We start from the raw sequence: 23,621 nt of genomic DNA on the forward strand, positions 1-23,621 counted from the left end.
TTTACTTTGTGGTTTTATATTTTTTTTGATAATCCCTCCCCTTTGAAAAAATAATGATTTGAAACTTATCCCTGAAATTTATGAAAAATGAAATGAAATTTTTTTTCATCCAAAGCTAAAAATAATTACGTATTAAAACGTCATTAGACAAAACTTAAATCCTAACCGGATAGAATATCTCATTTATGGAAAACGGTAATTATTTCTGAGAAAATAAATTTAACAAACATACTTTAATTTACAAAAAAATAGTTGAGATATCAAGTAGTAATTGCCGATTCAACAGTAATCCTAGTATATTTCCCGTTAAAACAAATAAAAACCGTCAGTATTTTGACTGACGGTTACGCAATGTGAATTAGTTACAACTCAAATGTTCAATTTAAAGTTATTTTATGTTTTCTGTAGTCGACTATCGGCTACACAAAATAATATATTTCAAAATTATTAAGCGAACATAAAAGAAAAATTAAAAGAAAATAAAAATGCAAATTATCCTAGTTTTTGATCAGCTGATACAATTATCAAGGCTCACTTTTTTTAATAGAATTTTATATAAAGCACATTTTAAAAAGTTTTGTTTTTAAATCAGGAAAGGAAAATATATGTTATTCAGATTTTTGGCCATGCTTATTTTTACCCATATCAAATGTAATTGATTGATATGGGTCATTAAAATTAAATTGCATTTGGAAACACTCATATTATCTCAATATAAGGAGCAGTTAAATGCAAAAACAGAATTATAATTTTTTTATTTTAATATGGTCGACACAAACGTTATCAACTCTCGGTAATCTGATTATCTCTTATGGAATCGGCATCTGGATCTTCCTGCAAACACACCGCGCCTTGGATGTCGCTTTAGGAATTACGGCCTTCTACTTACCTGCCTGGATATTTTCCAGAATGGTGGAAAAATATATAAAACTGTATTCACCGGAAAAAATCCTTTTATACACTAGTTTATGTGGTTTATTTCTCTGGGCGCTAATAGAAATAATAAGAAACTATCAGCAATCTTTAATAACAATTTACTTTGCACTAATCATTAGTGGCTTCCTAAAATCCTTTCAAGTACCAGCACTTGCTATTTTCATTAGAAAATATAGTGAAAATAACGATTATCAAAAAAATATCAGTCTTTTTTCACTAGGAAATGCTACAACAGCATTAATTAGTCCTGAGATAGCGACCGTATTATTAAAAGTTGGAAATGGAAATATAAATAGTTTATTAATTACTAATATAATCAGTTATTTTGGAATAATTTATGTATTGCTAAGAACCTTGAAAATCAAAAATATTTATTCAAAAGAAGAAAACAAAGAACAAATCAATCCGACAAAAATAAATATTAAAAAGAAATATCCTACAATATGCATATTAATAGTATTTACTTCAGTTATGAGTTTCTGTTCCAATAGGACTTACGAGAGTATACTATCGCCGATGATTCTATCTCGTAGTAATGAGAATCAAACCGTGTTGGCTATCGTCAACAGTTTTTTCGGCTTAGGAAGTATCTGTGGTGGAATATTGCTTACCAAAAAAATTTTCACGATAAAAAATCCTTACACAGTATTTTACTTATCAGCGTTAATATCATTTTTATTTGGCGACAGCCTAATGGCTCTTGGACAGAATTGCCTTATTTGGTGTTTAGCGGCTATCGCGGCAACGATTCCAATGCCCTTTGTAACGGCAGCAAGCAATATGATAGTGTATCAAAATGCGAGTGTAAATGATCATCCCAAACTATTTACACAGATAAATTCTTGGGAAAGCCTGATGATACCAATTGGCGCTTTTCTAGGAGGATATCTGGCCGATAATTTTTTTACTCCCTTAATAAGCAGAACAAATAATTTAAGTTTTTTACTAGAAAAAGTCGTCGGAAAGACCGAAGGAAGTGGTATGGCTCTCATGTTTTTGGGTACGAGCATAATTGGCAGCTTTTTGAGTATCAGCGGATTTTTTATTAACAAAATGATATCAATAAACAAAAAATAGTTTTGGTCAAATAATAATTATTTTGCTTTTATTAAAAACGGAAAAAATAAAAGTTCTATGAATCAAAAACATTAATTTAACGAGTGATACCCAAACTCATTTCATATTTTAAAATTCGAGACTTCATTTCCTCTGAATATAAACTTCCAATAAAGATGCCTTTATTTTTCTCAATGATTTTTTTTGAAGCAATATTATCTACTTCACAAGTTACGATAGCTTTTTGTAAATTCATTTCACGAGCTTTGATCAAAGCAAGTTTTAGTATTAGTGATCCGTAACCCTTTTTTCTATATGCAGGTGCAATATCATAGCCTATATTCCCGCCGAATTCTAGTGCTTGTTTACGAATTCTTGTAACGCCCAAAACGTGAAAGTTATCATCAACCGACCAAAAAGTCGCCTGAGCTACACGATCTTTGGGCAAATCGGTTCCTTGGCCTTCTTTCTCTAAAAGCTTTATGTATTCATGAAAATTATCTAAAGCCATTTTATATTTGTCGTAATAAGATGTCTCGCCTTCGGCCAAATAAGACTCAATGTATTTATAAAAACTTTGTTTATATTCAGCTTTTGCTTTATCCAAGAATATTTTTGCCATCAGAATCTCCTTAAAGTTAATTAATTGATGAATAAAAAATTATTTACTCTCAATTTTAGAAAATTTGACTGTTTTATTCTTTAAAGATATTTTGCTAACAGAATATCCATAATCAGGTAATTCCTTTTTATAATTTAAAAAAGAATGATCAATCTCAAACCCGAGAATTTGTTTGATTTGCTCAAAAGACAAAAAGAAATCTTCTTGATCTAATTTTCCTATGTAATTCCAAAGGGGTGCGTATTTGCTTGTCATCTATAATATCCATTTCATGTTAATAATTATTAAAAGTTTTCAATTGTTAAAAATTTTCGCCATATAAAATTCGCTAACATAATTCTGTTTTTGAAAAATAGAATCTTGGCGCAATCCTTCAACAACAAAACCATGCTTTTTATAGAGGCTTTGAGCGATTAAATTATTCTGCATAACGGTTAATTCTAAACGGTGAATATGATTATCAAGTGCCCATTGATCCATTGAATTAAATAATTGATCACCAATTCCCCGATGTCTGACCGCTTTTAAGACACCAACAACAACATAACCGAGATGCTCAATTTTTTTAAAAATGGATCTATCAACGGTCAAATTACCGATAATTGTGCCCTTTTGGTCTTCGGCTAAGAGCCATAATCCATGCTTTCGATTTAACTGGCTAATTTTATTTTCAATATCCAAACAACAATCTTGCCGTTCTTCAGGATATAAAAGCATTAAGTCAGTTTGTTGATCTAATTCTTTTTGAAATTTCAATATCTTCTGTGCATCTGAAATAACTGCCTGTCTGATTAACAAAATTCGCTCCAAATTCAATTCAAAAAACTTCAATTGCTAAAAATTATAACAAATCATTTCTTTGAAACATAAGCTATCTTATAAAAATAGTAAGTAAACTGCTTTCAAAAATAATTTGTTTTTCCAGAAAATAGGATTTTAATCGAGTTGTTTCAGATGGAAAATTTTATTATAATATCTCGTGTAAGCGTATACAATGGTATATCGCTTACAGTTTTAGTTTTCATATGTTTTAAGATTTGAATTGTATTGGTTGTAAGTGTTTGTTTGAATAACTGTTGTTGATGATAAAGGCGGTAGTTGTAAATACTCAAATTGTACTATTTGAAATAATCAAAATAATCTAATGAAAATAAAATTGCTCCTGATTTAATATCAGGAGTTTTTTTACATTAATTATTAAAAAAACAGCCATTTAATGGCTGTTAATCATAGGAAAAACGGATTTTAAATAAAGGAGAATCTCTGCGAGGGCGTTGTTTCAAGCGCCAAGTTCTATTATAATACATTAATGTAAGCGCATACAAAATATGTCTTACAAAATTACTTTTTTATTAAATTATCAAATTAAAACCGCCACCAATAAAGGTAGCGGCTGTAGCAAAAAATGCCTTCTCAGGATTTTTTGTGTGCCTTACGGCACAAATCAATTATACAAAAACTCTTGGTTTTCGTTTGCCAAGAGTTTTTGTTTCCAAATTTTGTAATTGACTTTAAATTCAATCACTATCAAATTAAATTTAAAATCAAAAAAATAAGATATTTCATAAAATTATTCTTAAAGTCGAAAATTAAAAAACCGCTACTAATTTAATAGTGGCGGTCCCAATATCGATCTTTTCATCAATCGATATCACATGAAAACTGAATTAGTTAATAAAAATAATTTAGTTCTAGGCATCAAAGATACCCGTGGTTAATTTTACCAAATCGATTAATTAAAAGACAATCATAAAAATAATTTCCATTCAGCTAAAAATTTTAATTGTCAGTCTTACTTATTAAGCAATTGGCAAACTGAATATTTTTTAAATAAAAAAATCCAGTCAAACTTGAAAAATTTTATAGAGTCGCCAGAACTATCTTTCAAAGGTCGATGATCTAAATAAACGCTCATTAACAATCCGAAAAGGATGCCAGTTCGGTCGCCCAACCAAAAATCCAAAAGGTGGCACTTTATAACAAAACCAGGCAATCATAAATGAAATAGCAATTACAAGTACCCAGCCAAATGGAATTAACATCATCATAATCCAGTCCGGGAGCGAAAATACAGATAGCAACCAACTCAACATTAGTAAACCGAGTGTTTGATTAAGATACATACCAAAACTTACTTTCACTGCTAGATTGATAAAGTTTTCAAGCCATTTGGGAAAACCGCGTTGACGAAAGGTAGCATACTTCTTACCAAGCCAAAAAATAAGATTCAACATCACAATATCGTAACAGGCAATATACGGTTGATGGAGAGATAAGGAACTATCGCCATCCATCCCAAGAATTTTTTGATCCCAAATACGATAGTAAAACAACATGCCAATAGCCATGATAATCGCAAGAGTTGCAATCGCATGTATATTTCTCTGCAAAAAGGAATAAATCTCTCGATAATGCAAGCAGGTATAAACACCATAGAGCATGTAGAATTGATAGGCAAAAATGTTGATGCTCGTTGCCTTAAACCAGTAAGGCCAGCTGGAAACATCCATTTGTGGCATGATAAATTTAACGAAGAAAACTAAGGTTAATTGACAAACAAAACTAATAAACAAGATTTTATTATGAGAATTCGGTCATTTTTTGAAAATCCAAACTACTAGAGGAAACAGCAAGTACAGTTGCATTACCAAAAGCATGTAGTACATATAAAAACTGCTTCCATGCATAACTAATGTTAAATATTTGTTTCCAAAATTGCTAAAATTATAATCGGTACTTCCCAAAGCAATCATCAATAACATTAATAATCCATTCCATGTTAAATATGGCCATAAGCTGCCATTGAATCTTTTTTTAAAAAAAGCCGGCCAATCATTGCGATTAAAATAAGTTAAGGTTAAAACAACACCGCTGATAAATATGAATCCCATGCGAGTGTAGTGAAACATAACCCGCAAAGTCCGTACAGTATAATATGTTTCGCTTTGTGACATTGCAAGAGTAAATTTATTAACCGTGTGATTAAATAAAACTCCAAAAGTAAAAAAGATACGCATAAAATCGATTTCATGTAAATGAGTTCGCTGGGATTGTTTCGGTGGATTAATTTGTTTCAAAGAATCATTTTCTTTCATGGCTCGTTTCAATAGCCACAATTTTAGGCAATTACAATGGATTTTAATTTAAATATAGATTAACTTTAAATAAAAAAACTGGCTAAAATATTTGAGTGATTCTCCGCTTTTATTAACAAAAATCTTCAATCTTAAGATTGAAGACTAGGACAAAATTAAAAATATAGATTAAAAAATACCAGGAAAATTGTTTTTAATATACCCGATCGCAAATGACTTTCCCGACTCGAAAATAATTTGAGTTATTGTATTGATACCATTTATTAAATTCGGATGTTGGTCAAAAAAATCATTTAGTTTCTCCTGATCGAAATCCCCATTTTCAGAAATCGAATTCAGAAAGTTGCGAAGCTTTAAAATATCGCCATCAGAAAGATGCTTTAAATTTCGACTGAATTCGTTGAGAACTCTATTTCTTTGCATTTTTATTTCAGTCTTTTTATCAATTTGACCAAAAATAATTCGATTGTTTTTACTGTCAATTTGACCATTTTCAACTATAACCGAGTTAGTGATATTAGGATTAGAAAGATTTTCTTTATTTTTATTAAGGTAATCATTTATATCGGTTAAATCGGTTGCAGATAAAAGATTGTAGCCCCTATCCCTAATTAAGATTTTTTCGGGTTTATAAATAATTATTCCCTTCGCAGTAATTTTTGTTTTCCGATTGAAATTTATTAAATCATTATCACTCAAATAATTTAGTAAATTTAATTTTGCTTGAGTAATGAGGGAAAAATTACTAAATTCTCGATTAAAGATCTCCTCTAGAACTTCAAGTGATTCAAAGAGTATCAAAAAATCTTTCCCTTTTTGTGTCAATCTCGGATTTAACCAATAAGAATACCAATTTCCACCAAAATTAGGTTTTCCAACAAATAGCTGTTCACCGGAAAGTTTATCGATATTATCTTTATATCGATTTAGAAAATTAGCTTCAATTTGTGTTTTTCCAGAATCGAACTCTCTCAATATTTTCAGATCATTGATCAATTCATTAGTCATTTAAATGACATCCCCTGTATTTTTCAACCAGATGAACCCAACAACTAAATTTTATTATTTTTGCTTATCAAATGAAACAAAAAAACAGTCCTATAACTGTTCAAGTAATTCTTTGTTCAGTTTTGCCTGCAGTCTTTTGATTGTTTTATGATCCTTGTCATAGACCGTATAGATTGCAAACAAATGTGTTTGTCCATCAGTTAAAGCAGCAATACTGTCGCTGTCTGCAATCGATAGCTGCTGATTGTTGAAATCCATATCGACAATTGCCTTGTCGTTTTCTTTGGCATTTGAGATTATCTCTTTAACGGCCGTTTGTGCTGCAGGAGTCAATTGGTTAATACTTGCTCTTAAATTATTCACAATCATCAATTGTAGGACAGACAGTTCCACTCTTTAAAATAGTAAAGGTTATTTAATAATTAAAACTGGATCAAAAAGTTTACCAAAAAGCATGAAACAAGTTTAAAGACAGTATCGCTATTATCTAAATAAATAATATGTTTTATTTTGTTCTCTGGTCTTTCGTTAAAATAGACTGAGGATGAAATTTAATCGTATCGAGTTTATGACTAAAAAAGGAGAATTATCTTAGATGAAATATGAGATTGTAGCCATCAAACTTTCTAAAAACGAGCAACGAATTATTGGAGTGAAAATTAAACAAAGCAGATTTAAACAAACCTTCGGAGTACCGGATATAGTTGAAGCTTTTGATATTACCAACAGAATTAAAAAAAATGATAAATATTTTTATATAGATCAGCAAGGTCACAAAGCTGAAGTAGAATTTGTAAATAAACACGATATATTAAAGGCCTATATAAAAACTGCCGGTCAATCGAAAAAAAATGATAGTCTAAGAAGCTTACCCACTTTTTAAAAATTAATTTTTAATCGAAAGCAAACAAAAACTGTTGAATTGCTCAACAGCTGAAGCTCACTTTTTAGATTTGAGCTTTATTGGTTTTGAAGACCAATAAATATTATACAAAAAACACCAAGTAACATTTAAATATTGATTTATGATTTTTAAGTTATCGCAATAAGCTAACACTCCCTAAAAATACATAATCAATGAAACGATCGCAAGAATCACAGTAAAAATACTAATGCCCCAAAATCCAGTTATTCTAGTGATTAATATCCCGCCTGCTAGACCGCCCAAGGTCTCCCCTAAATACATCGCTGCATTTGAAATGGACGATACTGTACTTCTGGCAGTATCGGTAGTTTCCTGTAAGCTCTTTAATGCACATATTAACTGATACGTTTTCAGTGACAATTAAAATTCAGTCACTCGATTAAATATATTCATAGCGAAAACACATTTTTCAAACATCCGATCAACGAATCAAATATCTTTCGCAACCGGATAAAAGCTTTCGAACCGGTATTTTTGGCTAACAAAGCAAAAACAACTTGCGCAAAGATAGGTTAATTGATGCGAGATATCATGGTTTGGTTGCTAGACAGAGGTATGTTTTCAGAACATACTTTATTGTGTAAGAGATTAATTCATGGATTCGAAAATCTAAGAAAAGAGATAATTAAAAATGGCTAAATTCCCAGAACAGTTGAAAAAATATCGTAATAAGAAAAATTTGTCCCAAGAAGATTTAGCGGGAAAATTATTTATCTCCCGCCAGGCCATCTCCAAATGGGAAAGTGGCGAAACAACTCCCGACTTAAATAATCTAATTAAATTATCCGAGCTTCTGGACGTTAGCTTGGATACTCTGGTGTTGGGCAGCGAGTAACAGAATTCCAGAATCGATAACAAACAATTCTCGTTTGATCCAAACAGCGGTAATTATAAAAGAAAATATGGTCAAATGAACGTTTGGGATTTTCTGGCTCGTTTTTGGTGGCTAATATTTGCAATCGGTGGTTTTATTGCCTGGATAATAAGAGGTGGAAACTAGATTTCAAGTTATCCCCTTTAAGTAGTGGATTTAATTTAACTTTCATCTCAATCTCGTATAATGAAGTTATCGGTAAGCGTTTAATCTTGCTGAAATAACCTTAAGGAGAGTAATATGTCATCAAAAGATAAAGCTGATTCACTGAAGGACAAAACCGCTGGTACTGCCAAAGAAGTCGAAGGCAAAGTTACCGGTGACAAAACTCGCGAAGGCGAAGGTAAGATGCAAAAAACAGTAGGAAAAGCAAAAGATATTTTGTCAGATGCTAAAGACGCCGTTAAAGAAAAAGTCGACGAAGCAAAAAAGAACATGAACAAAGAAAAGAAATAAATCACAGTAAAGGAATATGACCAATAAAAAGAAAGTTCAAGAAGAAATCGAAAAAGATAAGATTAAGCTTCAAAATAAGACTCTTCCTCCAAAAATAAAGAAGGAAGTCAATAAAAAAATTAATAATAAGAAGACCGATTGAGGTCTTTTTTTATATATTTTTTAATGTTTTTTGGGAAATTAATTTCCTGCCCCTTTAAGAGAATAAAATACAATAATTAATACAGTAAATATATGCATGTTTACTCCAATAAAACTTTGTAAAATTAGAGTATGGCAAAGAAGAAAGCAAAATTTAAAAGAGAAATAGTGGCAGTTAAATTGTTTGTGGATCCTAAAGGAAACAAAAGAGTTGTTGCAGTGAAACTTGCCAGTCCAAGAGTAACAAAGGATTATAGAATAAGTTATCGCGCAAGTGCCCATGATATGGACCAGGAAATAAAGAGTGATATTAGTTATTTTTATATCAATCCTTCCAACCGAAAGAAGGCAAATAAAGTTAAGGTCGTTAGCAAGAAAAATCCGAAGAAAAGTTATGTATTAACCAAAGATAGTGATTCGGAGATCGATAATCTTTTAAAACTACCACATTTCCAATAATAGAAGCAATTTTGATCGGTGATTTTGAAACGTTAATTTCCCAGTCAGGCCACGATATAAATTATTTAAACTCAATGATTCTCATATAAAAAAGAAATCGTTGTTTAGTTTTATTTTTGTGCGTTTTTGTCATAAATATTGAAAATATCAGCAACAGATTCGATAACTTAAAAATTTTTTTAAAAATATTTTCGATACTTTCAACTATTAATACTGTTTCCTTAATTGCATAACCTTTTTCTAATTTATTGATAGATAATTATTATATGAATGTTGATGAAAGCGAATATAAGATTCTAATGGCCCTCTATCGTTCCAACAACCCGATGGCAATTGACAAATCTGAAGCTTTAAATTTCTTGATCGAAGAAAGATACGTTAAAGAAGTACGAAACCACGGCGATTATGATGAAAATTATACCAATGGCTATGAGGATCAATACACTCTAACAAATCGGGGAAGAAACTTTTTATTAACACAGTTGGATCCACAAGCCTATGCCCGCAAGAAAGTTCAAAAAGCCTATTTACTCAGCTACTTTGCGATCGGAATTTCGATAATCGCATTAGTTCGTTCCCTCTTCTTCTAAAAGAGAACGATAAATTGTTATATCGTATTTGAATTATCAAACTAGATATTATTCTAGATTGTGAGTTCTCTGTTTCAGCGAATTTGGGTAGTTAAACAGTTTTTATTTCACTTCTTGGTTAAATAATGTGTAAGCGCTACCTTTTTGTACTAAAATAAAATTAAATTTATTTTTCAAGGAAAGAGACAGGGGTTAATGTTTAAGAGTGGTGATAAACCGGGTGCTGGACGTTATAAGTGTCTGACTTGCGGGGAAATAATTTATTTGTTTAAAAATTCGGATGTTCTGCCATCTTGCCCAGAATGTAAGGCTGCAAACTGGGTTAAATTCAAGCATGCTTTAAGTCAAAATTCAATTCTTCATTTGTAAATATTTATCAATATTTCTGATTGCTAATAATTACACTCACAATTTTGTTGAGCAATTTATAAATGAATTTTTTTGGTCTTTTTTAAGATTTCTCCCAATACCGATATTGGTTCGCTTTGGGAAAAAATATTATTAGACGAGGAACTCCTGCTTAATGCTTCAAGAAGGAACATAACGATTTTAAAAAGCCAAGATTAAAGCATTTCTTTCATAGTTTCCTGCAAGTAAACCCATCTGCCTATTTTTTACTAAATCAATTTGTCTCTTCGATTTAAACGGAATACAGTTGCATAAGAAAACTCGCAGTATCTTTATTCAATTTAAAGTAGGTATAATAAAGATTTTATATATACCGTGGAAAATAAAAACCGACGAAAATGACGAATATTTATGTTCATTTATTGAATTCAAGTTTTGTGTGGAATTTTTATAGTAAAACGTTTCTCTAATAAAAAACTATTTTATAAAAATACGTTCGCCGTCACGTTAATCCGTTTGGAAGAGATAGAGAATCTGGTTATTATTTTTGTTAATTTTAATAGTATTGTGTGCAAATTTTTTTATTAAAGCGCTTCCCTACTTGCTGATTATTATCGCTTTGACTTATGCTTTTATTTATTGGCGGCTATTGTTAATCGTTGCAATATTTATAGGAATTTATTTTTTTAACAAGCGCACCAAGAAAGAATAATTATAGCCAGTTAATCCTGGTGTATATAAATACTACGGAGGGGATAAATGGAAGATTCAAACAAGGCTGAATATTTTGCTAACAAATTGTGTTTAGCAATAGGCCAATCAAATCTATCAATCAGTGAAATAGCAAAAAGATCAGGATTACCTACAAACATAATCATCAATTGGCAGCAGGGAAAAGTTTTTCCAAAATTATCCAGCTTGGTTAAACTAGCCAAAGTGTTTAATAAAAACGTGAGTTGGTTTATAAACGAATAAAGTTTACGTGCAACAACCTTATTCACGTTAAAAGATGGGATACATTATAGAGAAATGAGAGTTAATTTAAAAAATCCCGTAACGAAGCAACTTAAACGGACTAAAGTAGGTTTTTCATGGACAGTATTCTTCTTTGGGTTCTTTCCAGCTTTGTTTAGAGGAGATTGGCTATGGTTTCTAATCATTATTATTGCTGATAGTGTTATCTTCGGAGTAGCTAGTATTGTATTTGCATTCATTTATAATCGTCTTTTTATAAATGAATTACTTTCTAAAGGTTATGAAGGTGCAGATCAATCATCTAAAGATATCCTTATTTCAAAAAATTTTACCATTTAAAAAAATTCAGTAGTGTAATTATGTTTTTAGTCACCCGATCGTGGCGTACATAAGTAACCAAATTATGTTAAGTTTTCATCAACGCAGAAAAGCTTGGGTCGCTGACGTTTCCTAATAAAAAAAAACACACCTAATGCAATGCTTACCAGCTTTACAAGAAAAAACTTTCAGAATTTTATCAATTCCTTTGAAAAAACAGGTCTAAGCAGACAGTAGTTAAAAGAAAAGTAGATATCCATCAGGCACATTAAGAGAAGCTCATGCCAATTATTTGATTAATAAAAGTCCAACCCAACGTTTAAATATTGTATATACAAAAGTAGCAAAAGATTCTGATCTCAAATTATTAGAAAAAAAGAAGATATAACTTAAATACTAGCTGAAACATCAAAAAAATCTAACTCTGACCAATTTTTTATCACAACTATTCTAAAATTTATGGCCCATTCGTGGCCATAACGTTGAAAAACATGTAAAAACAGGTGGAACAAATAAATGTGTGTAATGCCCACCCCCTTGTGGGAGTATGAAAAATCCCGATATATCAACTATGACGATATATCGGGAAATCTATTAAATAATGCCCCAAACAGGAGTCGAACCTGCACGAGATTGCTCTCACAGCGACCTGAACGCTGCGCGTCTGCCAATTCCGCCATTGGGGCTTAAATAAATACGACTAGTCTATTATCGCAAAAAAGTAGTCATTTTTTCAAATTTTTTGCTATCATTTTCAAGAAAGTTTTTTTATTTAGAGGAAGAAAATTAAATGTTAAATGAATTTAAGCAGTTTATTATGCGTGGAAACGCAATAGATTTAGCTGTTGGAGTTGTTATGGGGGCTGCCTTTACAAGCATTGTTAAATCTATTGTTACAAACTTGATCGGTCCAATAATTGGCATATTCGCCGGTGCAGTGGATTTATCGTCGCTTAAATTCTCGATTGGTCCAGCTGTTTTTAAATATGGGGCCGTTTTAAATCAGGTAATCAACTTTATTATCGTTGGTTTTATAATATTCTTGATTATAAAGGCTATCAATAAATTCTTTAAAAAGAATGAGAAAAAAGAAGATGCCGAAGCCGAATCAGAAGTTAAATTATTAACTGATATTAGAGCGGAACTAAAGAAATCCAATCAATCCACGAACAAAGCCTAAAGATCGTATAATTCTTATAATATTTTAAAGCGCCGTAAAGACGCTTTTTGTATACAACAAGTTTATTTTAATTGAAAATCCACAGACTTATCCACCCATTTTTGTTCGCCTAGATGCTAAATTATCTAAAGACAAACTGTGAAAGCGGGGAAATATGGTGATAATAACAGCAGGAATGATCGGTGTAGGAAAAACAACATTAACAAAATTAATTTCCGAGCACTTGGGCACAGAGCCATTTTATGAGCCGGTGGCGGATAATCCAGTTTTGCCTCTATATTATTCGAATCCCAAACAATATGGCTTCTTACTCCAAATTTATTTCCTAAATCGACGTTTTAGCATGATCAAGGCAGCTTTGGCCGACGATAACAATGTTTTAGACCGCTCAATATACGAAGATGCCCTTTTTACAGAGCAAAATCACTTAGATGGGAACATTTCCGATCAAGAAATGAATGTTTACAATGAGCTTTTAAATAATATGATGTCCGAATTAAAAGGCCTAAAGAAAAAGGCCCCTGACCTAATGATTTATGCAGATACCGATTTCGAGACAATTTTGTATCGGATAAAAAAACGAGCGCGTCCTTATGAGCAATTTGATAATAATCCGAGTCTTCGCGATTACTATCATAAAATGTGGGCTGCTTACAAACAATGGTACGAAGAATACGACAAATCTCCTAAAATAAAAATTGATTTACAACATTGGAATTTGGAGGATCCAGAAAACCAAAAAGTCGTTCTTTCGATGATTGACGATAAACTTGCTGATCTGCGTGGAAAATCTTTTAGGATGAGAATTGCCTAATCAGTTTAAGAGATAAAAAAAGAGCTTGTCGACCAAACTCTTTTTAATTTAATCAATTATGCCAATCGCACCTAAAGCAATAACTAGAACACCAAGAATGATACGGTACCAGCCAAAAGCTTTGAAATCATGGGTCTGAATGAATCTTAGCAACCATTTAATAACCACATAAGCAACTACGAAGGAAACAAACATGCCGACTAACAATATAACGATCTGTTCTCCACTGAACATTCCATGAGAGTGAAGATAACTCCCAATTTTTAGAACCGAGACACCGAGCATCGTAGGAATCGATAGAAAGAAAGAAAATTCAGCTGCGGCTTCACGACTAACGCCAATTGAGATTCCGCCAAGAATAGTTGCACCAGAACGGGAAGTCCCTGGGACGATACTTAAAACTTGAAAAAAACCAATTTTTAAAACATCAGCAAGAGTCAAATGATTAATTGTTCTAACTCTTGGCCGCCTATTCTTTTGATAATTTTCAATGAAAATAAAAGCAATTCCATAAACAATCAAAGCAATCGAAACAACCAACCAATTCATTAAATGCTTGTCCATCCAGTCGTTGAGAAGAAATCCTATGATAACCGAAGGTATAACCCCAACTACAACTTTTACCCAAGTTGCCCAAATATTAAAACGTTGTTTTTCTGTTTTGCCGCCTCCAAAGGGCCACAATCTTTTCCAATAAAGCAGGACAACGGCAATTATCGCTCCTAATTGGATAACATATTCAAAAGTTGTCGTGAAAGCTTTATTGGAAGATATTTTGACAAACTGATCGACAATAATTAAATGACCAGTCGAAGAAATCGGTAGAAATTCGGTAATTCCTTCAACGATTCCTAAAATAATTGCTTTTAAAATTCCAAAAAACATAATTTCCCCTTTAGTCTAAGTTTGCTATTTCGTAAATCGCTTGAGCATAAATCGAGGTCGCTCGTTCCAAGTCGGCAATACGGAAATTTTCATTCGCTTGATGCATTGTCGCTTCGGCATCAGGAAATAAAGCTCCATAGCCAACTCCCCTTTTCATTAAACGACCAAAGGTGCCGCCACCAATTACTTTATCATAGGCCGCTTCACCAGTCTGCTTTTGATAAATATCCAAGAGTGTCCTAATAAGAGGATCATCTGGAGCGACATAATGTGGTTCTTGTACAAGCCCTTTATTAACAAAGGGTTCTTTCATGGCTTTTGGCTTGCTCGAATTGAGCCCTTCTAAAATTTGCTTATTATTCGTACTTTTTGGAAAACGAATATTGAGATTTATAAAACTGTCTTCCTGATCGATAAAATGCATAATACCAACATTCATCGATAAGTTGCCCATAACTTTATCAGTTGAAGCAATGCCGAGTTTTTCGCCCTTTGGATCTTGATGAGCAACCGTACCTAAGTAATTCAAAAAATCCTTGGCATTCTCAGAAAAAGCAAAATCCTTCAAAAACTCAGCAAGATAAGTGCCGGCATTTTTTCCCTGTTCCGGCCATGCTCCATGAGCTTGTTTGCCCTCAAGAGTGATTGTTAATCGATCTTTTTCTAAAGATGCAGTTCCGGATAATACAGTCTTACCAGAAAGATAATTTTTGAATTCACCAATGAAGGTATCAAGATCATTACCCTGAATAATAGCGACAGCTTTGCCAGGAACCATATTGGTCCGATAGCCAGATTGAAAGTTCAATAATTTCAGGCGGCCACTATTACGACCGGCAAAATGAAGCTCATACTGTGCCAGACCCTTTTCGCCATTAATGATCGGAAAATCGGCATCCGGCGAAAATCCTAATAGCGGTTGGGGCTGATTTTTAAAATAATAATTAACTCCCGTCCAATCATTTTCTTCATCACTTCCGAGAATAAAGCGGACCCGATGTTTTAATGGCAAATTAAGATCTCTAACAATTTTGAGACCATAATAAGCAGCTAAGCCCGGTCCCTTGTCGTCAGCTGTTCCTCTACCGAATATCTTGCCGGAACGTTCAACAGCCTTAAAAGGGTCCGTTTCCCAACCATCGCCGGCCGGCATGACATCAACATGTGCAAGAATTGCCACATATTGATCATCGGCGCCTTTCGGTGCATACTCCAAGTAGCCAACAACATTTTTTAAAATTTTTAACTGAAATTTATCACGTCCAGTCATCTCGGAAAATTTATATAATCCATCGCGTGGTCCCGGTCCCAAGGGCGCATCGTCGCTGCTGTTAAGATCATCACGAACAGACTTTACAGCAACAAGTGATTTTAAATCTTTTAATAATTGTTTTTGAACCTTACTTGATTCACTTTTCCAATCAATTGTCATTTTCGTTGAACTCCCTTAAAAAATCTTGCCGGTATAAAACGTCTAAGAAGCTCATCGGCAACATTAAATCTAATCAGTAGCAATATACCAACGATTCCACCAAAGAATACTGCTACAAGAAGAACGATAATTTGTGCAAAACGCGTTAACGGAAAGACTAATTCAAGCAGTTTAACAACTATCGAAGCAGATATCAAAACAGAAATTCCAATTACAATAGTTTTGAATAAATCGGCACTAGTATCAAGAATACTGACTTGATAATTCTTTTTAATCTCATTTAACAAATAACAGCTGCTAAAAACGAAACCAATTAGAGTGCTTAGCATCGCACCAGTTGCCTGTAACATATAAATCATCGGCACCTGGAAAACCATTTTCAAAAGAATTCCATAAATCAGAGCCTTCATCGCGGTCCGAGCGTGACCGAGTCCTTGAATGATAAAAGATAAAATAGTGAAGTAACCAAAAAAAATGGCAACAATCGCACTAACTTTTAGCAGCTGAACTCCAGCAAGCAAATCCGGATCGCTGGTTCCGTAAAAGACCGTGTACATCGGCAAGGCCACAGCATAAAGGCCAAACGCACTCAAAAGCATAGCAACATAAAAAAGACGATAAATATTCTTGATCTGTTTTTTAATACTTTCCCAATTATGATTGGAATAGGCATTGGAAAGCATCGGCAAACTCGTCTCTGCAATTGCAATTGCAAACGGGACAATAATCAACACCAATTTATTTGCATTGGCATTGAAACGAGCAAATTGAATGATCAACTGTTGATCAGAAAAATCAAAAAAACGGTTCATCGAAGCAAAGTAAGTAAATTGATCAATTAATTGATAAAAAGTCACAGCAGAAGCGACAACAACAAAAGGAACTGCTTGTTTTAGAATTCCAAAAATCAGTTCCTTGGCATCGACACGTTCTTTTCTATATGAATTTCTAGCTGCATCGACAAAACGCTCGCGGTGATTTGCAAAGGCATAAAGCAGGTAAAACATTCCCAACAAAGCGCCAATAAAGGCAGCAAAAGTCGACTGGACAACCGCTCCCTGCCAATTTAAAGGGTTTGATCTCATCACAATAAAAGTCCCGGCAAGCATGTAAATGACACGGGCAACCTGTTCGAAAATCTGACTAATAGCGGACTCTTTCATCATTTGGTTACCTTGAAATAAACCCCGAAACATCGACATAAAAGGAAAAATAAACACAGACGGCGCCAAAGACCAAAGCACTGGCGTTAAAAAGCGGTGTCCGGCTGCCAGAATAGGCGCTGACAATCCTAAAATCAAGGCTGAAGCCAAACCGGTCAATAAAGCAATTTTTAAACCCTGCCAAAATAATTTCATTGAAGTCTGGGCTTCGTTAATTGCGTTATAGTGGGCAACCAAGTTACTTATCGCCGTGGGAATTCCAGCTGTCGCAATCATTAAAAACAGAGCATATATGGAATATCCCATATTAAAAAGGCCATTCGCTTCAGTCGAATATCTGCCGATAATGATTGTCCAAGGAATGATATAAAGTGCACCAAGAATTCGGGAAAAAAAGTTTCCAAAAGTAAGCCAAACTGAGCCACTAACTAACTGGTTTTCAATGCTTTCTGTTTTCTGGACATAGCTATCCTCGGATTGTTTATGAATATTCGTCAAAAGAAATACTGTTTACATTCTACTAAATTAAAGCAATAAAAAAAGCAGTTAGCCTCTTGCGAATTCTGCTGCTTCTTCATCGGTCGAAAAAACAAAATGACCGGGTGTAATTTCATGCATCTCGCGTTTTTTGCCATCAGTTTCGCTGGTAGGATCATACTCAATTGGTTTTCGGGAAAGTTCTTCTTGAGGATCCGGGATCGGAATGGCGCTTAAAAGGCTCTTAGTATAAGGGTGGATTGGATTTCCATAAACCTCGTCGGAGGTTCCGATTTCCAATATTTTGCCCCAATGCATCACTCCAATCCGGTCGGAAATGTACTTAACCATCGACAAATCATGAGCAATGAACAAATAAGTTAACTTTTCCTGTTTTTGAAGCTGCTTCATCAAATTAACGACTTGGGCCTGGATAGAAACATCCAAAGCCGAGATCGGCTCATCGGCAATAATAAATTTTGGCCGAACAGCCAGTGCTCGGGCAATACCAATACGTTGTCTTTGACCACCTGAAAACTCGTAAGGATAACGACTGGAATGATCTTTATTCAAACCAACCAATTCGAGTAAATGCTCAACTTGATTATCTCGATCTTCCTTATTTTTTGCCAAATGGTGGATATCGATTCCTTCAGCAATAATATCCTTAACTTTCATTCGACCATTAAGACTTGCTTGGGGATCCTGAAAAATCATTTGAGCATCTTTACGAAAAGATCTTAATTCTACAGATTTCATTTTCAAAACATCTTTGCCTTCGAAATGAATTTCCCCTGATTGTGGTTCATAAAGTTTCAGAATTGTACGACCAATCGTTGTTTTTCCAGAACCGGATTCACCAACTAATCCAAAAACCTCACCTTCGTAAATATCGAAGCTGACATTATCGATAGCCTTGACTTCGTTTGCATTTCCGGGATTAAAAGCCAGATTAAGATTTTTAACCTCAAGTAATTTCTTATCTGTCATATATTGTCCTTTCCAGTTACTTCAGCTCCGCTTTTTGGAACAGCAGTTTCTTTGGCCGTCTTCTTTTTTTCGGCAACACCAAACTTTGAAATTTTTGGCAGAGCACTTTTGCTCCCAAATTTCTTCCATTTGTCCCAACGCTTCAAGATTTCTTTTGGAGGAGTTATTTTAGGTGCGCGTTTATCTAAAAGCCAGGTAGCTGCATAATGCGTATCACTCAATTGGAAAAATGGTGGCTCTTCTTCATAGTCAATATCCAAAGCATAGCGATTTCTGGGAGCAAAAGGGTCGCCTTTTGGCAAATTAAGTAAATCCGGTGGCGTACCGGGGATCGAAGAAAGTTCATCCGTATCAATATCGGTAGTCGGCATTGAATTTAAAAGACCCCAAGTGTAAGGATGTTGAGGATTATAAAAAATTTCTTCCGTCGTGCCGTACTCGACAATTTGACCAGCATACATAACAGCCACTTTATCAGCCATGCCGGCGACAACACCAAGATCATGAGTAATAAAAATAATCGAAGAATCAATTTCGGATTGAATTTCTTTCATTAAATGAAGAATTTGAGCTTGAATAGTAACATCTAGAGCAGTCGTTGGCTCATCGGCAATCAAAATATCCGGATTTCCTGCCAAGGCAACAGCGATAACAGCACGTTGGCGCATACCACCGGACCATTGGTGCGGATAATCCTGAAAATGTTCTTCGGCATTTGGAATACCAACTTGTTTCATTAATTCCAATGCCTTTGCAGCAGCCTGCTCTTTTTCAATATCTTCATCATGAAGGAGAATGACTTCCATAATCTGTTTTCCGATCTTCATGGTCGGATCAAGACTCGTCATTGGATCCTGAAAAATCATCGCAACTTCGCCGCCGCGAAGTTCCTCGAATTCTTCTTCGCTGAACTTCAGTAAATCTTTTCCTTTATAGAAAATGTGGCCGGCGGAAATTGTCGCATTACTTGCATTTAAGCCCATTAAAGTATGTGTTGTAACGGATTTGCCGGAGCCTGATTCGCCAACAATTGCCAAGGTCTCGCCTTTGTTAAGTTCAAAGGAAACGTTTCTAATTGCTTTGATTGTACCGGCGTAGGTATGAAATTCTACTGATAAATTTTTAACTTGTAAAACTGGTTTTTCCGTCATGATTAGTCTCCACTATCGCCGCTTTTTGGATCAAATGCATCTCTAAGGCCATCGCCAAATAGGTAGAAAGCCAAAGAAATCAATACCAGAAAAGTACCTGGAATCAAAACCAAATATGGATAGTATTGTATCTCGTCACGTGCATCATTGATCATTGAACCTAGAGAAGAGGTTGGTGGCTGAACACCTAAACCAAGAGCAGAAAGAATAGCTTCAGAAGTGATTGCTTGTGGAATTGTCATCATTAACTGAACAATAATAGTTGAACTTATGTTAGGAATGATGTGTTTCATAGCAATTTTTAAAGGTCTTTCCCCTAAAACAGTTGCCGCCAAAACATAATCCTGCTCTTTAACCGAAAGTGTTTGTGCACGAATCTGTCGGGCCATGTTAATCCAACCGGTTAGAATCAAAGAGATTATAACCGACCAAATTCCGGCTCCAAGCAACAAAGTAAATAAAGTAACGATGACAATAAAGGGAACTGAACTTAAAATTTCAATAAAACGTTGGAGAATCAAATCGATCCAGCCACCCTTCCAGGCGGAGAAAACACCGAAACTAACACCAATAATCAAATCTCCAAGAGAAGCGACAATCGCAATTGTCAAAGAAATTCTTATTCCGACAATAACTCTTTTAGCAACTGAACGACCGGTATCATCGGTTCCTAAAATAAAATTCTTGCCAGCCGGGACATTCTGATCTGAATAAAGATCATCGCCATCATGCTTACCTTCCCAACCAGGAATTGGCAGGCCAGACTTTGGTGGCAAATCTTTATAAGTCGCTATCTCGTTTGGATTAAACTTATTTGCCTGCTGTTGACTCAAAAATGGGACCATAACAATTGTGAAAACAGATATTGCAATTAAAAACCACATTGAAACTACGGCAACTTTATTTAATTTTAAACGGCGCCATGCATCCTGCCAGAAAGTTAACGATGGTTTTTGAATTTTTTCATTATCGGAACTTGACTCGATTCCAACAACTTGAAAGGTCTTTTCAGCCATTAGTCTTTACCCCCTAAACGAATTCTTGGATCCGCTATCGCTGTGGCAATATCGCCAAGTAGAATCATAACCTGTAATAAAATCGTATACACGATTGTTGTTCCCATGATAACTGGATAGTCTTTTGAAGAAATCGAGGAGACAAATTGGTTCCCTATTCCAGGAATTGAAAAAATCGTTTCAATCAGCGCAGAACCTGTCAATAACCCGGCCGTCAAAGGTCCAAGCAAAGTCAAAACAGGAATCAAAGAATTTCGAACGGCATGTTTCATAATAACTTGGCCTTCATCAAGGCCCTTAGCGTAAGCTAATTGAATCTGATCAGAGTCCAAAGTTTCCAAAGTCTGCGACCTTGTAAAACGAGCAACAAAGGCAATGACACCCATTCCCAAAGCCAAAGTTGGCAATACACTGGACATCCAGGAATTCCAACCAGTTATCGGAAAAATCGGCATATCAATCGCAAAGAAAAGCATTAACAACATTCCCAACAAAAAGTCCGGCAAGGCAGTGAAGAAGAGAGTGATAATACTCAAACTATAATCGCGCGCCGTGTTCTTTCTCATCGCTTGGTAAGTACCGATATACATTCCTAAAGGAACACCGAGTATCAGAGCCTGAATACCTAATTCCATCGAAACAGGCAAGCGTTGGCTTATCATCAAGCTGACACTTTGACCGGTGTTAATGTATGAAGTCCCAAAATTAAAGTGAGCTGCATTGACCAAATAATTAAGAAACTGTTGCCAAATCGGTTTGCTCAAACCATATTGCTTACTCAATTGAGCAATTTGCGATGCGGAGAGTTTCGGGTTATTGAAGGGTGAACCCGGCATCCATTGCATCATCACGAATGTAAGTGCGGTAACAATAAAGACCGTAAGAACCATCATGAGTATTCTTTTTAAGATGTATTTTGCCATATTCCTTCACTTTTCTATAAGTTTCATATGTACGAGAAAACCGGAATTAACCGGATTTCCTAAAAAATATTTATTTACTTCTTTGAACGATAAGCGTTCCAGAAGTAATAAGGAGCACCAGATGAGAAGTATTGAACACCCTTAACTTTTGAATTCGAAAGTGTCGCTGCATTTACCCAGAAAACAGGATTAACACCTGCATTTTGATAAAGAACTTTTTCGGCTTTGATTTCGTCAGCAGTACGCTTGGTATCACTCAAAGCATTTTTATCGGAAGCGCTCTTAATAAGTGCATCGTATTCCTTGTTCGACCAGCTTCCATCATTGTTAGAACCACCAGTAACGAACATATTCAAGAATGTTAATGGTTCAGAATAATCAGCACTCCAAGCTGCTAGAACAACGTCGAAATTATGATTTTCCTGATCAAGCAAACGTTGTTTGAATGGAACCAACTTCTCTTTAACTGTCAAACCAGGTAATTCTGACCATGACTGTTGCAGGGTATCAAGCGTCGACTTAGTTACTGTCGAATCCGATGATCCTTCAATTGTCAAAGTCAACTTCTTCAAGCCAACTTCTTTCATGCCTTCGGCAAACAGTTTCTTCGCTTTTTTAATGTTGTAGGCATAAGCGGTTGCTTTGGCTGCGGCTTTAGCAAAGTCGCCACCAGTGGCAGTTTTAGCCAAACCGGCTGGAGTAATCCCAGTAGCCGCTGAATCAAGACCTTCGGAAACCGAATTAGCAATGGTCTTTCGATCAGTTGCCAAGTTTAAAGCCTCACGAATCTTAGCATTGGTTAGGCCTTTGACCTTGCCAGTCTGGTTGTACTCAAGATAATCTGTTTGAGATTGATTATAAATCTTAAAATTCTTAGAATTCTTATATTTCTTGATCTGCTGTGGCGTAGACAAAGTTACCTGATCAAGTTCGCCCTTGTTGTAAAGAGCCAGAGCAGCCGTTGTATCAGTCACAACTTGGAAATTAACACCTTTGTTTTTAACTGCCTTGGCATCCCAATAGTTCTTGTTTGGAACCAACTTAAATTTCTTATTGGAACCGTTCCAACCGACAAATTTATAAGGACCACTGTAAACCTGTTTGGAAGAACTTGTACCAACCTTGCTTCCCAAACTCGACTCAAACTTCTTGTCTTGTGCGAAGAAGACTGGAAAGGCCATTAAGTTCTGGAACTGAGGCATTGGGTGTTCTAGGGTGACAACCAAAGTTGTTTTGTTCTTTGCTTTGATTCCCAAAGAACTCAAGTCCTTATTCTTGCCGGAATTAATCGCATCAGCGTTTTTAATTCCGGAATAAATATAAGCATACTGACTTGCCGTCTTTGGATTAACCGTTCTTTGCCAGGCATACACGAAATCCGATGCAGTTAGTGGATCTCCGTTTGACCATTTCAAGCCCTTGCGCAAATGGAAAGTCCAAGTTAAACCATCTTTGGAATGTGACCAGCTTTTAGCGAGACCGGCTTTCGGTGCGCCGCTGGATGTCCGGGAAAGTAGTCCCTGTTGGACATTGGCTGCAACTTCAAATGCATAGCTATCAGTCATCTGTGACAAATCCTGAGTTGTCATATCAACCGGTAAATACTCATTCAAAACATTGGAAGTGGTCGACTTCTTGCCTAAAGTTGCATATCCCGCAACTCCGCCAATAACAATCACGGCCGCTAAAGCGGTAATACCGACTTTTTTGCCCGTTGACATCTTTTTCTTTCTTGCCATTAATTTTTTCTCTCCTTCGACTCTTCATTCATTTCATCATTCCCATTT

General features: G+C 34.8%; 26 protein-coding genes, 1 tRNA gene and 1 pseudogene. 12 read left to right on the forward strand and 16 right to left on the reverse strand.

Annotated elements, in window-relative coordinates; translation table 11 throughout:
- Positions 1 to 729: 729 nt before the first annotated feature.
- Positions 730 to 2,013 (forward strand): MFS transporter, encoded by a 1,284-nt coding sequence (locus tag J3U91_RS06015; RefSeq protein WP_002818797.1) that lies wholly within the window; start codon positions 730 to 732, stop codon positions 2,011 to 2,013.
- A gap of 76 nt (positions 2,014 to 2,089) precedes the next feature.
- On the opposite strand, the gene J3U91_RS06020 is transcribed toward J3U91_RS06015, so the two are convergent.
- The 7 genes from J3U91_RS06020 to J3U91_RS06050 form a co-directional block, all read right to left on the reverse strand.
- Positions 2,090 to 2,614, reverse strand: a complete 525-nt coding sequence (locus J3U91_RS06020) for a GNAT family N-acetyltransferase (protein WP_002818796.1) — start codon at positions 2,612 to 2,614, stop codon at positions 2,090 to 2,092.
- A 39-nt stretch (positions 2,615 to 2,653) separates the two neighbouring features.
- Positions 2,654 to 2,869 (reverse strand): hypothetical protein, encoded by a 216-nt coding sequence (locus J3U91_RS06025; protein ID WP_002816443.1) that lies wholly within the window; start codon positions 2,867 to 2,869, stop codon positions 2,654 to 2,656.
- Positions 2,870 to 2,908: 39 nt separating this feature from the next.
- A complete protein-coding gene (locus J3U91_RS06030) occupies positions 2,909 to 3,412 on the reverse strand; it encodes a GNAT family N-acetyltransferase (protein ID WP_002818795.1) in 504 nt (167 codons plus the stop codon).
- 1,079 nt (positions 3,413 to 4,491) lie between these two features.
- A complete protein-coding gene (locus tag J3U91_RS06035; protein ID WP_002818792.1) occupies positions 4,492 to 5,133 on the reverse strand; it encodes a hypothetical protein in 642 nt (213 codons plus the stop codon).
- A 75-nt stretch (positions 5,134 to 5,208) separates the two neighbouring features.
- Positions 5,209 to 5,709 (reverse strand): acyltransferase family protein, encoded by a 501-nt coding sequence (locus J3U91_RS06040; protein ID WP_002818791.1) that lies wholly within the window; start codon positions 5,707 to 5,709, stop codon positions 5,209 to 5,211.
- A 168-nt stretch (positions 5,710 to 5,877) separates the two neighbouring features.
- The gene (locus tag J3U91_RS06045) at positions 5,878 to 6,717 is read right to left on the reverse strand and encodes a hypothetical protein (RefSeq protein WP_002818790.1); all 840 of its coding nucleotides are present in this window, start codon (positions 6,715 to 6,717) and stop codon (positions 5,878 to 5,880) included.
- 90 nt (positions 6,718 to 6,807) lie between these two features.
- Positions 6,808 to 7,086, reverse strand: coding sequence for a hypothetical protein (locus tag J3U91_RS06050; protein ID WP_002818788.1), 279 nt, complete (start codon positions 7,084 to 7,086; stop codon positions 6,808 to 6,810).
- A 226-nt stretch (positions 7,087 to 7,312) separates the two neighbouring features.
- On the opposite strand from J3U91_RS06050, the gene J3U91_RS06055 reads away from it, so the two are divergent.
- The 9 genes and pseudogenes from J3U91_RS06055 to J3U91_RS06090 all read left to right on the forward strand — a co-directional run bounded on the left by J3U91_RS06055 (position 7,313) and on the right by J3U91_RS06090 (position 11,824).
- Positions 7,313 to 7,600 (forward strand): DUF3892 domain-containing protein, encoded by a 288-nt coding sequence (locus J3U91_RS06055; RefSeq protein ID WP_002818787.1) that lies wholly within the window; start codon positions 7,313 to 7,315, stop codon positions 7,598 to 7,600.
- Positions 7,601 to 8,273: 673 nt separating this feature from the next.
- Positions 8,274 to 8,642: pseudogene (locus J3U91_RS06060) on the forward strand (helix-turn-helix domain-containing protein).
- Between the two features lie 114 nt (positions 8,643 to 8,756).
- Entirely contained in the window at positions 8,757 to 8,972 is a 216-nt protein-coding gene (locus tag J3U91_RS06065) for a CsbD family protein (RefSeq protein ID WP_002816448.1), read from the forward strand.
- Between the two features lie 16 nt (positions 8,973 to 8,988).
- Complete coding sequence (locus tag J3U91_RS09870) at positions 8,989 to 9,114, forward strand: hypothetical protein (protein ID WP_002818783.1); 126 nt, start codon at positions 8,989 to 8,991, stop codon at positions 9,112 to 9,114.
- Positions 9,115 to 9,245: 131 nt separating this feature from the next.
- The gene (locus J3U91_RS06070; protein WP_002823723.1) at positions 9,246 to 9,572 is read left to right on the forward strand and encodes a DUF3892 domain-containing protein; all 327 of its coding nucleotides are present in this window, start codon (positions 9,246 to 9,248) and stop codon (positions 9,570 to 9,572) included.
- A 266-nt stretch (positions 9,573 to 9,838) separates the two neighbouring features.
- Positions 9,839 to 10,162, forward strand: a complete 324-nt coding sequence (locus J3U91_RS06075; RefSeq protein ID WP_002818780.1) for a hypothetical protein — start codon at positions 9,839 to 9,841, stop codon at positions 10,160 to 10,162.
- A 195-nt stretch (positions 10,163 to 10,357) separates the two neighbouring features.
- The gene (locus tag J3U91_RS06080) at positions 10,358 to 10,531 is read left to right on the forward strand and encodes a zinc ribbon-containing protein (protein ID WP_002818778.1); all 174 of its coding nucleotides are present in this window, start codon (positions 10,358 to 10,360) and stop codon (positions 10,529 to 10,531) included.
- A 738-nt stretch (positions 10,532 to 11,269) separates the two neighbouring features.
- On the forward strand, positions 11,270 to 11,485 hold the full coding sequence (locus J3U91_RS06085; RefSeq protein WP_002818776.1) for a helix-turn-helix domain-containing protein: 216 nt from the start codon (positions 11,270 to 11,272) through the stop codon (positions 11,483 to 11,485).
- 54 nt (positions 11,486 to 11,539) lie between these two features.
- Positions 11,540 to 11,824 (forward strand): hypothetical protein, encoded by a 285-nt coding sequence (locus J3U91_RS06090; protein WP_002818775.1) that lies wholly within the window; start codon positions 11,540 to 11,542, stop codon positions 11,822 to 11,824.
- Between the two features lie 581 nt (positions 11,825 to 12,405).
- Here J3U91_RS06090 and J3U91_RS06095 read toward each other — a convergent pair.
- Positions 12,406 to 12,489, reverse strand: a tRNA-Leu gene (locus tag J3U91_RS06095).
- A gap of 104 nt (positions 12,490 to 12,593) precedes the next feature.
- Here J3U91_RS06095 and mscL point away from each other — a divergent pair.
- Positions 12,594 to 12,983, forward strand: a complete 390-nt coding sequence (mscL, locus tag J3U91_RS06100; RefSeq protein WP_002816455.1) for a large-conductance mechanosensitive channel protein MscL — start codon at positions 12,594 to 12,596, stop codon at positions 12,981 to 12,983.
- A 154-nt stretch (positions 12,984 to 13,137) separates the two neighbouring features.
- The gene (locus J3U91_RS06105; protein WP_002826451.1) at positions 13,138 to 13,797 is read left to right on the forward strand and encodes a deoxynucleoside kinase; all 660 of its coding nucleotides are present in this window, start codon (positions 13,138 to 13,140) and stop codon (positions 13,795 to 13,797) included.
- Between the two features lie 48 nt (positions 13,798 to 13,845).
- On the opposite strand, the gene J3U91_RS06110 is transcribed toward J3U91_RS06105, so the two are convergent.
- From J3U91_RS06110 to J3U91_RS06145, 8 genes are all read right to left on the reverse strand, one after another.
- Positions 13,846 to 14,682 (reverse strand): undecaprenyl-diphosphate phosphatase, encoded by an 837-nt coding sequence (locus tag J3U91_RS06110; RefSeq protein ID WP_002818771.1) that lies wholly within the window; start codon positions 14,680 to 14,682, stop codon positions 13,846 to 13,848.
- 10 nt (positions 14,683 to 14,692) lie between these two features.
- The gene (gene pepV / locus J3U91_RS06115) at positions 14,693 to 16,114 is read right to left on the reverse strand and encodes a dipeptidase PepV (RefSeq protein ID WP_002818768.1); all 1,422 of its coding nucleotides are present in this window, start codon (positions 16,112 to 16,114) and stop codon (positions 14,693 to 14,695) included.
- A complete protein-coding gene (locus tag J3U91_RS06120) occupies positions 16,111 to 17,775 on the reverse strand; it encodes a putative polysaccharide biosynthesis protein (protein WP_002818766.1) in 1,665 nt (554 codons plus the stop codon). The genes pepV and J3U91_RS06120 overlap by 4 nt, the downstream gene beginning before the upstream one ends.
- A gap of 48 nt (positions 17,776 to 17,823) precedes the next feature.
- Positions 17,824 to 18,744 (reverse strand): ABC transporter ATP-binding protein, encoded by a 921-nt coding sequence (locus tag J3U91_RS06125; protein WP_002818764.1) that lies wholly within the window; start codon positions 18,742 to 18,744, stop codon positions 17,824 to 17,826.
- Positions 18,741 to 19,895 (reverse strand): ABC transporter ATP-binding protein, encoded by a 1,155-nt coding sequence (locus J3U91_RS06130; protein ID WP_002818762.1) that lies wholly within the window; start codon positions 19,893 to 19,895, stop codon positions 18,741 to 18,743. Before J3U91_RS06130 ends, J3U91_RS06125 begins: the two co-directional genes overlap by 4 nt.
- Before the next feature lie 2 nt (positions 19,896 to 19,897).
- Entirely contained in the window at positions 19,898 to 20,911 is a 1,014-nt protein-coding gene (locus J3U91_RS06135) for an ABC transporter permease (RefSeq protein WP_002818760.1), read from the reverse strand.
- Positions 20,911 to 21,834, reverse strand: a complete 924-nt coding sequence (locus J3U91_RS06140; protein WP_002816403.1) for an ABC transporter permease — start codon at positions 21,832 to 21,834, stop codon at positions 20,911 to 20,913. Before J3U91_RS06140 ends, J3U91_RS06135 begins: the two co-directional genes overlap by 1 nt.
- Before the next feature lie 74 nt (positions 21,835 to 21,908).
- Positions 21,909 to 23,573, reverse strand: coding sequence for a peptide ABC transporter substrate-binding protein (locus J3U91_RS06145; RefSeq protein WP_002820931.1), 1,665 nt, complete (start codon positions 23,571 to 23,573; stop codon positions 21,909 to 21,911).
- Positions 23,574 to 23,621 lie beyond the last annotated feature (48 nt).

The organism is Oenococcus oeni (assembly GCF_020510245.1).
Taxonomy (GTDB): Bacteria; Bacillota; Bacilli; order Lactobacillales; family Lactobacillaceae; genus Oenococcus; species Oenococcus oeni.

Coding starts and splice junctions, on each gene's coding strand:
- J3U91_RS06015 (WP_002818797.1), top strand. CDS start 730: ATGCAAAAACAGAATTATAATTTTTTTATTTTAATATGGTCGACACAA.
- J3U91_RS06020 (WP_002818796.1), bottom strand. CDS start 2,614: ATGGCAAAAATATTCTTGGATAAAGCAAAAGCTGAATATAAACAAAGT.
- J3U91_RS06025 (WP_002816443.1), bottom strand. CDS start 2,869: ATGACAAGCAAATACGCACCCCTTTGGAATTACATAGGAAAATTAGAT.
- J3U91_RS06035 (WP_002818792.1), bottom strand. CDS start 5,133: ATGCCACAAATGGATGTTTCCAGCTGGCCTTACTGGTTTAAGGCAACG.
- J3U91_RS06040 (WP_002818791.1), bottom strand. CDS start 5,709: ATGAAAGAAAATGATTCTTTGAAACAAATTAATCCACCGAAACAATCC.
- J3U91_RS06045 (WP_002818790.1), bottom strand. CDS start 6,717: ATGACTAATGAATTGATCAATGATCTGAAAATATTGAGAGAGTTCGAT.
- J3U91_RS06050 (WP_002818788.1), bottom strand. CDS start 7,086: ATGATTGTGAATAATTTAAGAGCAAGTATTAACCAATTGACTCCTGCA.
- J3U91_RS06055 (WP_002818787.1), top strand. CDS start 7,313: ATGAAATATGAGATTGTAGCCATCAAACTTTCTAAAAACGAGCAACGA.
- J3U91_RS06065 (WP_002816448.1), top strand. CDS start 8,757: ATGTCATCAAAAGATAAAGCTGATTCACTGAAGGACAAAACCGCTGGT.
- J3U91_RS09870 (WP_002818783.1), top strand. CDS start 8,989: ATGACCAATAAAAAGAAAGTTCAAGAAGAAATCGAAAAAGATAAGATT.
- J3U91_RS06070 (WP_002823723.1), top strand. CDS start 9,246: ATGGCAAAGAAGAAAGCAAAATTTAAAAGAGAAATAGTGGCAGTTAAA.
- J3U91_RS06075 (WP_002818780.1), top strand. CDS start 9,839: ATGAATGTTGATGAAAGCGAATATAAGATTCTAATGGCCCTCTATCGT.
- J3U91_RS06080 (WP_002818778.1), top strand. CDS start 10,358: ATGTTTAAGAGTGGTGATAAACCGGGTGCTGGACGTTATAAGTGTCTG.
- J3U91_RS06085 (WP_002818776.1), top strand. CDS start 11,270: ATGGAAGATTCAAACAAGGCTGAATATTTTGCTAACAAATTGTGTTTA.
- J3U91_RS06090 (WP_002818775.1), top strand. CDS start 11,540: ATGAGAGTTAATTTAAAAAATCCCGTAACGAAGCAACTTAAACGGACT.
- mscL (WP_002816455.1), top strand. CDS start 12,594: ATGTTAAATGAATTTAAGCAGTTTATTATGCGTGGAAACGCAATAGAT.
- J3U91_RS06105 (WP_002826451.1), top strand. CDS start 13,138: ATGGTGATAATAACAGCAGGAATGATCGGTGTAGGAAAAACAACATTA.
- J3U91_RS06110 (WP_002818771.1), bottom strand. CDS start 14,682: ATGTTTTTTGGAATTTTAAAAGCAATTATTTTAGGAATCGTTGAAGGA.
- pepV (WP_002818768.1), bottom strand. CDS start 16,114: ATGACAATTGATTGGAAAAGTGAATCAAGTAAGGTTCAAAAACAATTA.
- J3U91_RS06125 (WP_002818764.1), bottom strand. CDS start 18,744: ATGACAGATAAGAAATTACTTGAGGTTAAAAATCTTAATCTGGCTTTT.
- J3U91_RS06130 (WP_002818762.1), bottom strand. CDS start 19,895: ATGACGGAAAAACCAGTTTTACAAGTTAAAAATTTATCAGTAGAATTT.
- J3U91_RS06135 (WP_002818760.1), bottom strand. CDS start 20,911: ATGGCTGAAAAGACCTTTCAAGTTGTTGGAATCGAGTCAAGTTCCGAT.
- J3U91_RS06140 (WP_002816403.1), bottom strand. CDS start 21,834: ATGGCAAAATACATCTTAAAAAGAATACTCATGATGGTTCTTACGGTC.
- J3U91_RS06145 (WP_002820931.1), bottom strand. CDS start 23,573: ATGGCAAGAAAGAAAAAGATGTCAACGGGCAAAAAAGTCGGTATTACC.